The organism is Polaromonas sp. P1_G2 (assembly GCF_056405515.1).
Genome location: NZ_JBFUBY010001246.1, coordinates 1 through 436 on the forward strand (window position 1 = coordinate 1; position 436 = coordinate 436).

Here is a 436-nt window from a genome sequence, read left to right on the forward strand (position 1 = left end):
CGCCTGGTCTATCCATTTCTGGCGGCGAGCCGCCGCTTCGACGATCCAGGAGGTCTCGATTTCAAATGCCGTGGCGTACAGCGACTTGACGTCCTGCGGCACGCGGTCGATGGGGCGCAGCGAACCGTCAAAGTGCTTGAGGTCCACCACCATCACGTCGTCCCACAGGTTCAGGCGCTTGAGGTCGCGCACCAGGTAGTGGTTGATGACCGTGAATTCACCGGACAGGTTGGATTTGACCGAGAGGTTGCCGAAGCAGGGCTCGATGCAGGCATCCACGCCGATGATGTTGGAGATGGTGGCGGTCGGGGCGATGGCGACGCAGTTGGAGTTGCGCATGCCGTCCTGGGCGATCTTTTTGCGCAGGGCGTCCCAGTCCAGCGTAGCGGAACGGTCGACTTCGATATAGCCGCCGCGCTGCTCGGCCAGCATGTCC

The 436-nt window shown here is 62.4% G+C and carries 1 pseudogene; it reads right to left on the reverse strand.

Annotated features, from left to right (window positions below):
- Window positions 1-436, reverse strand: a pseudogene (locus AC1D0P_RS29975) (ribonucleoside-diphosphate reductase subunit alpha); the annotation flags it as partial.